Here is a 7,491-nt window from a genome sequence, read left to right on the forward strand (position 1 = left end):
GGCGGCGCGATTCTCGGTTCGCACGAGTACATCGACGGTCCGGTGAAAAACCTTATGCGCCATACCGGTCCGGCGCTGAGCCCGTTCAATGCGTGGACGCTGCTCAAGGGTCTGGAGACCATGCCGCTGCGGGTGCGGCAGTCGACGGAGTCCGCGCTGCGGATCGCCGAATTCCTGGAGCAGCATCCGGCGGTGTCGTGGGTGAAATACCCCTTCCTGCCGTCACATCCGCAGTTCGAGCTGGCCAAGAAGCAGATGTCCGGTGGTGGCACGGTGGTGACCTTCGAGCTGAAGGCGCTGCCGGAAGACGCCAAGAAGCGGGCGTTCGAGGTGCTGAACGGTCTGCGCATCATCGACATCTCCAATAACCTGGGCGATTCGAAGACGCTGATCACGCATCCCGCCACCACCACCCATCGGGCGATGGGGCCGGAAGGTCGTGCGGCCATTGGCATTACGGATGGCGTCGTCCGTATCTCGATCGGTCTCGAGGATGTCGAGGATCTGCTGAACGATCTGAGCAACGCACTGAGTTGATCGGCAACAGGGGCCGGGACCGTCATTGACGGTTCCGGCCCTTTGTCGTTTCCTGACATCGAGTCTATTGACAGCATGCTGTCGATAATGACAGGATGCTGTCATGGCGAAAACAGTGCACCTGGCCGTTTACGACACCTTCTCCGATTGGGAGGTCGGGCACACCACCGCGCACATCAACCGCGCGCTGTGGCATCGCGAACCGGGCGCCTGGCAGATCCGGACGGTCGGCCCCACCACGGATGCCGTCGTTTCGATGGGTGGTCTGCGGGTGACTCCCGATATCGCCCTCGACGAACTCGACCCGGCCGACAGCGCCATGCTGATCCTGCCGGGGTCGGCGACCTGGGAGGCAGGTGAACTGAAGGCCTTCTCCGATAAGGCGAGCGAATTCCTCGCGGCCGGTGTGCCGGTGGCCGCCATCTGCGGCGCGACCTTCGGGCTGGCGACCGCCGGATTGCTGGACGATCGTCCGCACACCAGCAATGCGGCCGAATACCTTGCGATGAGCGGGTATTCGGGCAGCGCCGGCTTCGTCCACGAACCCGCGGTGACCGCCGGTGATCTCATCACCGCCAGCGGCACCATGCCGGTCGACTTCGCCCGTGCGATCTTCGCGCGCCTCGATATATTCGAACCGCGGGTGCTCGAGGCCTGGTATCGCCTCTACGCGCACAATGAGCCGGCCGCCTTCTTTGTGCTCGCCGAGTACGAGGAGAGCCGGGCAGCGAATCCGGCGGCACTGTGAGGGACAATTCCCCCGCAGCGCCCGATCCGGGCGGACAGGAGGCGGAATGAATCCCGAGCAGGCGCTATTCAGTACCGCCGCCATCACCTCGTTCCAGCTCAACGGCCAATTCCTCGCTATCGCAGAGGAATTGGCGCGTCCGGCGGGCATTACCGCCGCCTGGTGGCAGGTCCTCGGCGCGGTACTGCACCAGCCGCTGCCGGTGGCAGGCATCGCCCGCGAAATGGGCATCACCCGCCAGAGCGTCCAGCGCATAGCGGATCTGCTGGTGGACAAGGGTTTTGCCGAATATCGCACCAACCCCTCGCACCGCCGCGCCAAACTGGTGGCCATCACCGAGACCGGTCACGAGGCGGTGCGCCGGATCGGCCCGCAGCACGCCAAACTGGCCGCACACCTCACTGCGCAGCTGGGCGTCGAACAGTTCACCCGAATCGTGGAATCGCTCACGACCTTGTCAGCCGCACTCGATTCCCTCGAATCCGACTGAGCGCCAGCCGAAAAGGCTCCCCGTCATCGAGGGCGCCTCAGGCGGCGAAGGGGTCCTTGGTCTTGCCGACCAGGTCGGCGACCGAGTGCAGGATGGCGGTCGGGCGGTACGGGTACTGCTCGACGGTGGACTGGGTGGAGATGCCGGTGGTGACCAGGATGGTGCGCAGCCCCGCCTCCAGTCCGGAGATCACGTCGGTGTCCATGCGGTCGCCGATCATGACGGTGGACTGCGAGTGCGCATTGATGCGGCGCAGCGCCGAACGCATCATGAGCGGATTGGGTTTGCCCACGTAGTAGGGCTCTTTGCCGGTGGCGCGGGTAATGAGGGCGGCGACCGAACCGGTGGCGGGCAGGATGCCCTCGCGCGACGGGCCGGTGGCGTCCGGGTTGGTGGCGATGAAGCGCGCGCCCGCCGAGATCAGCCGGATGGCGGTGGTGATGGCTTCGAACGAGTAGGTGCGGGTCTCGCCGAGTACCACGTAGTCCGGATCGCTGTCGGTGAGCACGTAGCCGATTTCGTGCAGCGCGGTGGTGAGGCCGGATTCGCCTACGACATAAGCGGTTCCATTGGGTCGCTGTTCCCCCAGGAAGGTCGCGGTGGCGAGCGCCGAGGTCCAGATGGACTCGATCGGAATGTCGAGCCCGGTGTGCAGCAGCCGGGCCTGCAGGTCGCGCGCGGTGTAGATGGAGTTATTGGTGAGCACCAGGAACGGGATCTCGTTGTCGCGCAGCTCGGCCAGAAATTTGTCGGCGCCCGGCACCATGTGGTTCTCGTGCACGAGAACGCCGTCCATGTCGGTGAGATAGGACAGGATCGGTTCTTCGTTTGAGGTCACGGGTCAATTGTCCGCTATCGCCGGTCCGGGTGGCGAGTGCGACCCCCGACACACCGCTGACTATGGTGCGAAGTAGGCCGTTCGCCGGGCGCATACCCCGCGCCCCGGGCGGCACGGCGGGAGGTTCGGTCCCGCAAACCCACAAGCGCAGCAAGGCGACAGGAGTGGCGCGGTGAAGGATCTCAAGCTCGGATACAAGGCGTCGGCGGAACAGTTCGGCCCCCGGGAACTGGTGGAGATCGCGGTGGCGGCCGAGGAGCACGGCCTCGACAGCGCCACGGTGAGCGATCATTTCCAGCCGTGGCGGCACAATGGCGGGCACGCCCCGTTTTCGCTGGCCTGGATGGCCGCGACCGGTGAGCGCACCGAGCGCATTCAGCTCGGCACCTCGGTGCTGACGCCGACTTTCCGCTACAACCCGGCGGTGATCGCGCAGGCGTTCGCGACCATGGGTTGCCTGTACCCGGATCGCATCATGCTCGGTGTGGGCACCGGTGAGGCGCTCAATGAGATCGCCACCGGCTACAAGGGCGAATGGCCGGAGTTCAAGGAGCGTTTCGCGCGGCTGCGCGAGTCGGTGGATCTCATGCGCGCCCTGTGGACGGGTGATCGTGTCGACTTCGAGGGCGAGTACTACAACACCGTCGGCGCCTCGATCTACGACGTGCCCAAGGGCGGCATCCCGGTCTACATCGCCGCCGGCGGCCCGGTGGTGGCCCGGTACGCCGGTCGCGCCGGTGACGGTTTCATCTGCACCTCGGGCAAGGGCATGGACCTGTACACCGAGAAGCTCATGCCCGCCGTCGCGGAGGGCGCCACGAAGGTCGGCCGCACGGTCGAGGACATCGACCGCATGATCGAGATCAAGATCTCCTACGACACTGATCCCGCACTGGCGCTGGAGAACACGCGTTTCTGGGCCCCGCTGTCCCTGACGCCGGAGCAGAAGCACTCCATCACCGATCCGATCGAGATGGAGGCCGCCGCCGACGCGCTGCCGATCGAGCAGATCGCCAAGCGCTGGATCGTGGCCAGCGACCCGGACCAGGCCGTCGAGCTGATCAAGCCCTACCTGGACGCGGGCCTCAACCACCTGGTCTTCCATGCCCCCGGCCACGACCAGCTCCGCTTCCTGGACCTGTTCAAGCGCGACCTGGCCCCGCGCCTGCGCGCGCTGGCCTAGACGCTTTCGTCATCGCCTGACGCCTTCGTCATCCCGGCATGCTTTGGCCGGGATGACGGGGCTTGTCCACATGAGGCGGGGCTTGGTCTACACGGTCAGACCGGTACCGGTGCGTCCAATGGCGTGAGCTCCCACCCGCCGCCGCCGGTGATATCGAGCCGCTGATTGTGATGCCGATCGACGGTGCTGCGATGCGCGACGCTGACCAGCACGGTGCCCGGTGCCTCTGTTCGAACCAAGTGGTACAGCGTGTATTCCAGACCCTCGTCGACGGCCGAGGTGGCTTCGTCGAGGAAGGCGAGTTTGGGCTGCAGCAACAGGATTCGTGCGAACGCGATGCGCTGCTGCTCTCCGGGTGAGAGCGTGTTGCCCCAGTTGTCGTCCTCATCCAGCCGGTCCGCCAGGTGGCCGAGATTGACCTTGATCAAGGTTTCCCGCAGGGCGGCATCGTCGACGGTGTCCGCAGGCGCCGGGTAGATGATGACCGTGCGCAAGTTGCCGAGCGGCAGATACGGCCGCTGGGACAGGAACAAGGTGTCGTCCCCGACTGGCCGTCGCACGGATCCCTCTGTGTAGGGCCACAATTCGCCAATGCTGCGCAGCAGCGTGGTCTTGCCGACACCGGAATCGCCCTTGATGACCAAGGCGTCGCCGGGCATCAGTCGGAGGGACAGGTCGGTGATGAGCGGCGTTCCGTCCGGCTTGCTGACCTGTACGTCTTTCAATTCGAGGCCGTCGAGCACTGCGCCGATGCCGATGACCGGCAGCTCCCGGGCCTTTTCGTCGGCGTCACGCAGGCCGTCGAGACGGGTCAGAGTGGCCCGCACGTAGGTGAATGCGTCATACGAACTTTGTGGCATGGACAGCGCAGTCTGCAGCTGATCGAAAGCCCTGCTCGCCTGCTGTAAGACGCCGAGGGTGGCCGTGCCTGCCAGCACCCTCGGACCCATGAGTATCGGTACGAACAGGGCCGTTGCCTGGTTGGATACCCCGATCCAGCCGTAGAACTTCACCAGTCGGAATACCCGCGCCCAGGTGTTGTCGATGACGGCTCCGAACCGGGTGTCGAGGCCGGCCCGTTCTTCTCGCTCACCGTGGTAGAAGGCGATGTTCTCGGCGTTCTCGCGCAAACGCACCAGCCCGAAGCGATAGTCGGCCGTACGGCGCTGGAACCAGAAGTTCAATTTGATCAGTGGGTTACCGATTTTGAACGCGAAGACGGTCGATAGTGCGACCCAGAGGACAGCCGCGGACACCAGGTCGCGAGGTACGTGCACGCCGAAGACATTCAGGGGGCGGGACAGCCCCCACAGGATCGGCGTGAACGAGACCACCGTCAGCCCGCTCCCGACCACACCGTTGCCGGGCACCCCGTACGGGCCCACATTCCCACCGAAACTCAGCGCGAAGGATCCGTTCACGAAGTCCTGTACGTCTTGCTGAATACGCTGGTCGGCATTGTCGATGGTGCTGTCGATGAATCGGTTGCGGTAGTAGGCCTTGCCGCTGAGCCAATCGTCGAGATACTGCTTGTTCAGCCACTTCCACCAGTGAATCTGGAAGGCGTTCTGTACCCAGTAGCCGACCATGGTGCCCATGACGATGTAGATGGTGGCGAGTATGGCGAACACCATGATGCTTTGCCAGAACAGGGTTTTGGCGTGGTCGTTGCCCGCGGTGTCGTGCTCGACCAGTGCCTGCACCCCGAGCTGCAGCGAGGTGTACAGGTCATTGGACCAGTAGGTGATCAGCACGTTGATGCGGACTGTGTACACCGCGAACAGCATCACCAGCGCCAATAGTCCCCAGCCGGGCCAGCTTTGGCGGCCTTTGAAGTAGCCGCCGGTGATCCGCCAGAACATCCGGCCCCAGCCGGTGAACCTGATAATCGCTGCGACGGCCGCCACGAATATCGCCGACGTGAGCACGAATCCCTTCGCGATCCACCACAGGCTGTTGAAAAGCTCGTGTCCCCAATCGAGACCGGAAGCGCCTACCATGCGCGGCAGCGTAATGGCAGTTGCTGGGAATCTCGTGTCAACTGGTTTTCGGTGGAGTGACGAGTCGCCGGTGTGGCACGCGGCACTTGTTGTCCCGTGCCCGCGCGGATCGGCACATAACGGTCGGTAGGCTCTCGCTCATGACTGCGGCACCGGTCTCGAGTGTGTACATCGCGTCGCCCGAGGGCGACACGGGCAAATCGACCGTGGCGCTGGGGGTGCTGCAGGCGCTGGCCGCCACCACCCCGCGAGTGGGCGTATTCCGCCCCATCACGCGGTCCGCGACCGAGCGGGACTACATCCTCGAGTTGCTGCTCGAGCATTCCACCGCGGACGACGACTACGACCAGTCCATCGGCGTGACCTATGAACAGGTGCACGAGGATCCGGACGGGGCGATCAGCGAGATCGTCATGCGCTATCACGCCATGGCCAAGCAGTGCGATGCCGTGCTCATTCTCGGCAGCGATTACACCGATGTGGCCAGCCCCAGCGAGCTGCGCTTCAATGCCCGCATCGCGGTGAATCTCGGTGCGCCGGTACTGCTCGTGGTACGCGGCGCCGAGCGCACGACCACGGAATTGATGCAGCTGGTGGAGCTGTGCCGCACCGAACTGGTTGCCGAGCACGCCAAGCTGGTCGCGGTGATCGCCAATCGCTGCGAGCCCGATCAGCTGGAGGCCGATACCGAGGCGCTGCGGCAGGCGGCCGCGGTGCCGACCTGGACCTTGCCGGAGGTGCCGCTGCTGCAGGCGCCCACCATGGACGAGCTGTGCCACGCCATCGACGGCGAAATGTACAGTGGCGATCCGGAATTGCTGCAGCGGGAAGCCCTCGACGTGATCATCGGCGGCATGACGATCGAGCACATTCTGGAGCGGCTCACCGACGGCGTCGCCGTCATTACGCCCGGCGATCGTTCGGACGTGCTGCTGGCCCTGGTGAATGCCCATGAGGCGGAAGGCTTTCCGTCGCTGGCGGGCATCATCATGAACGGCGATATGCAGCCTGCCCCGTCCATCGCGCGGCTCATGGCGGGTTTGAAGCCGAAGCTGCCGATCCTCTCGACCACGCTGGGCACCTTCGCGACCGCCAAGGCCGCCGCCCGCACCCGCGGCCGGGTATCGCTGTCCAGCATTCGCAAGGTGGACACCGCGCTGGCGCTCATGGAGGAGCGGGTGAACGCCCGGGAGTTGTTGCAGCAGATCGAGATTCCCATCCCGAATGTCACCACCCCGCAGATGTTCGAGTACCAGCTGATCGAGCGGGCCCGCGGCGATCGCAAGCGCATCGTGCTGCCGGAGGGCGATGACGACCGCATTCTGCGTGCCGCCGGCCGGGTGCTGCAACGCAAGATCGCCGACCTCACCATTCTCGGCGACGAGACCGCGGTGCGTAATCGCGCCGCCGAACTCGGTGTGGACATCGAAGCCGCCGAGGTGCTCGATCCCCGCACCTGCCCGCTGCGTGACGAATTCGCCGAGGAGTACACCCGGCTGCGCGCGCACAAGGGCATGACGGTCGACCGCGCCCGCGAATACCTGGCCGATATCTCGTATTTCGGCACAATGATGGTGCATATGGGTGTCGCCGACGGCATGGTGTCCGGCGCCGCGCACACCACCGCGCACACCATTCGCCCGGCGTTCGAGATCATCAAGACCACACCGGGCGTCTCCACCGTGTCGAGTGTCT

At 65.0% G+C, this 7,491-nt stretch carries 7 protein-coding genes; 5 read left to right on the plus strand and 2 right to left on the minus strand.

The annotated features are described in order from the left end of the window. The 3 genes from JWN03_RS35250 to JWN03_RS35260 form a co-directional block, all read left to right on the plus strand. The coding region (locus JWN03_RS35250) for a PLP-dependent transferase (RefSeq protein ID WP_297624320.1) at positions 1-537 on the plus strand (537 nt) is incomplete at its 5' end. A 103-nt stretch (positions 538-640) separates the two neighbouring features. Continuing rightward, the gene (locus JWN03_RS35255) at positions 641-1,285 is read left to right on the plus strand and encodes a type 1 glutamine amidotransferase family protein (RefSeq protein WP_297624323.1); all 645 of its coding nucleotides are present in this window, start codon (positions 641-643) and stop codon (positions 1,283-1,285) included. 46 nt (positions 1,286-1,331) lie between these two features. Then, positions 1,332-1,775, plus strand: coding sequence for a MarR family winged helix-turn-helix transcriptional regulator (locus JWN03_RS35260; RefSeq protein WP_297624326.1), 444 nt, complete (start codon positions 1,332-1,334; stop codon positions 1,773-1,775). A 37-nt stretch (positions 1,776-1,812) separates the two neighbouring features. Here JWN03_RS35260 and JWN03_RS35265 read toward each other — a convergent pair whose 3' ends face one another. Continuing rightward, complete coding sequence (locus JWN03_RS35265) at positions 1,813-2,571, minus strand: HAD-IIA family hydrolase (RefSeq protein WP_441343123.1); 759 nt, start codon at positions 2,569-2,571, stop codon at positions 1,813-1,815. A 214-nt stretch (positions 2,572-2,785) separates the two neighbouring features. Here JWN03_RS35265 and fgd point away from each other — a divergent pair, with 214 nt between their 5' ends. Next, entirely contained in the window at positions 2,786-3,796 is a 1,011-nt protein-coding gene (gene fgd, locus JWN03_RS35270; RefSeq protein ID WP_297624332.1) for a glucose-6-phosphate dehydrogenase (coenzyme-F420), read from the plus strand. A 95-nt stretch (positions 3,797-3,891) separates the two neighbouring features. On the opposite strand, the gene JWN03_RS35275 is transcribed toward fgd, so the two are convergent. Continuing rightward, entirely contained in the window at positions 3,892-5,796 is a 1,905-nt protein-coding gene (locus JWN03_RS35275; protein WP_297624334.1) for an ABC transporter ATP-binding protein/permease, read from the minus strand. A 140-nt stretch (positions 5,797-5,936) separates the two neighbouring features. Here JWN03_RS35275 and pta point away from each other — a divergent pair. After that, positions 5,937-7,491 (plus strand): phosphate acetyltransferase (gene pta / locus JWN03_RS35280; protein WP_297624337.1); only part of this gene is annotated, 1,555 nt, incomplete at its 3' end.

It is taken from the genome of Nocardia sp., assembly GCF_025465275.1.
Lineage (GTDB): Bacteria > Actinomycetota > Actinomycetes > Mycobacteriales > Mycobacteriaceae > Nocardia.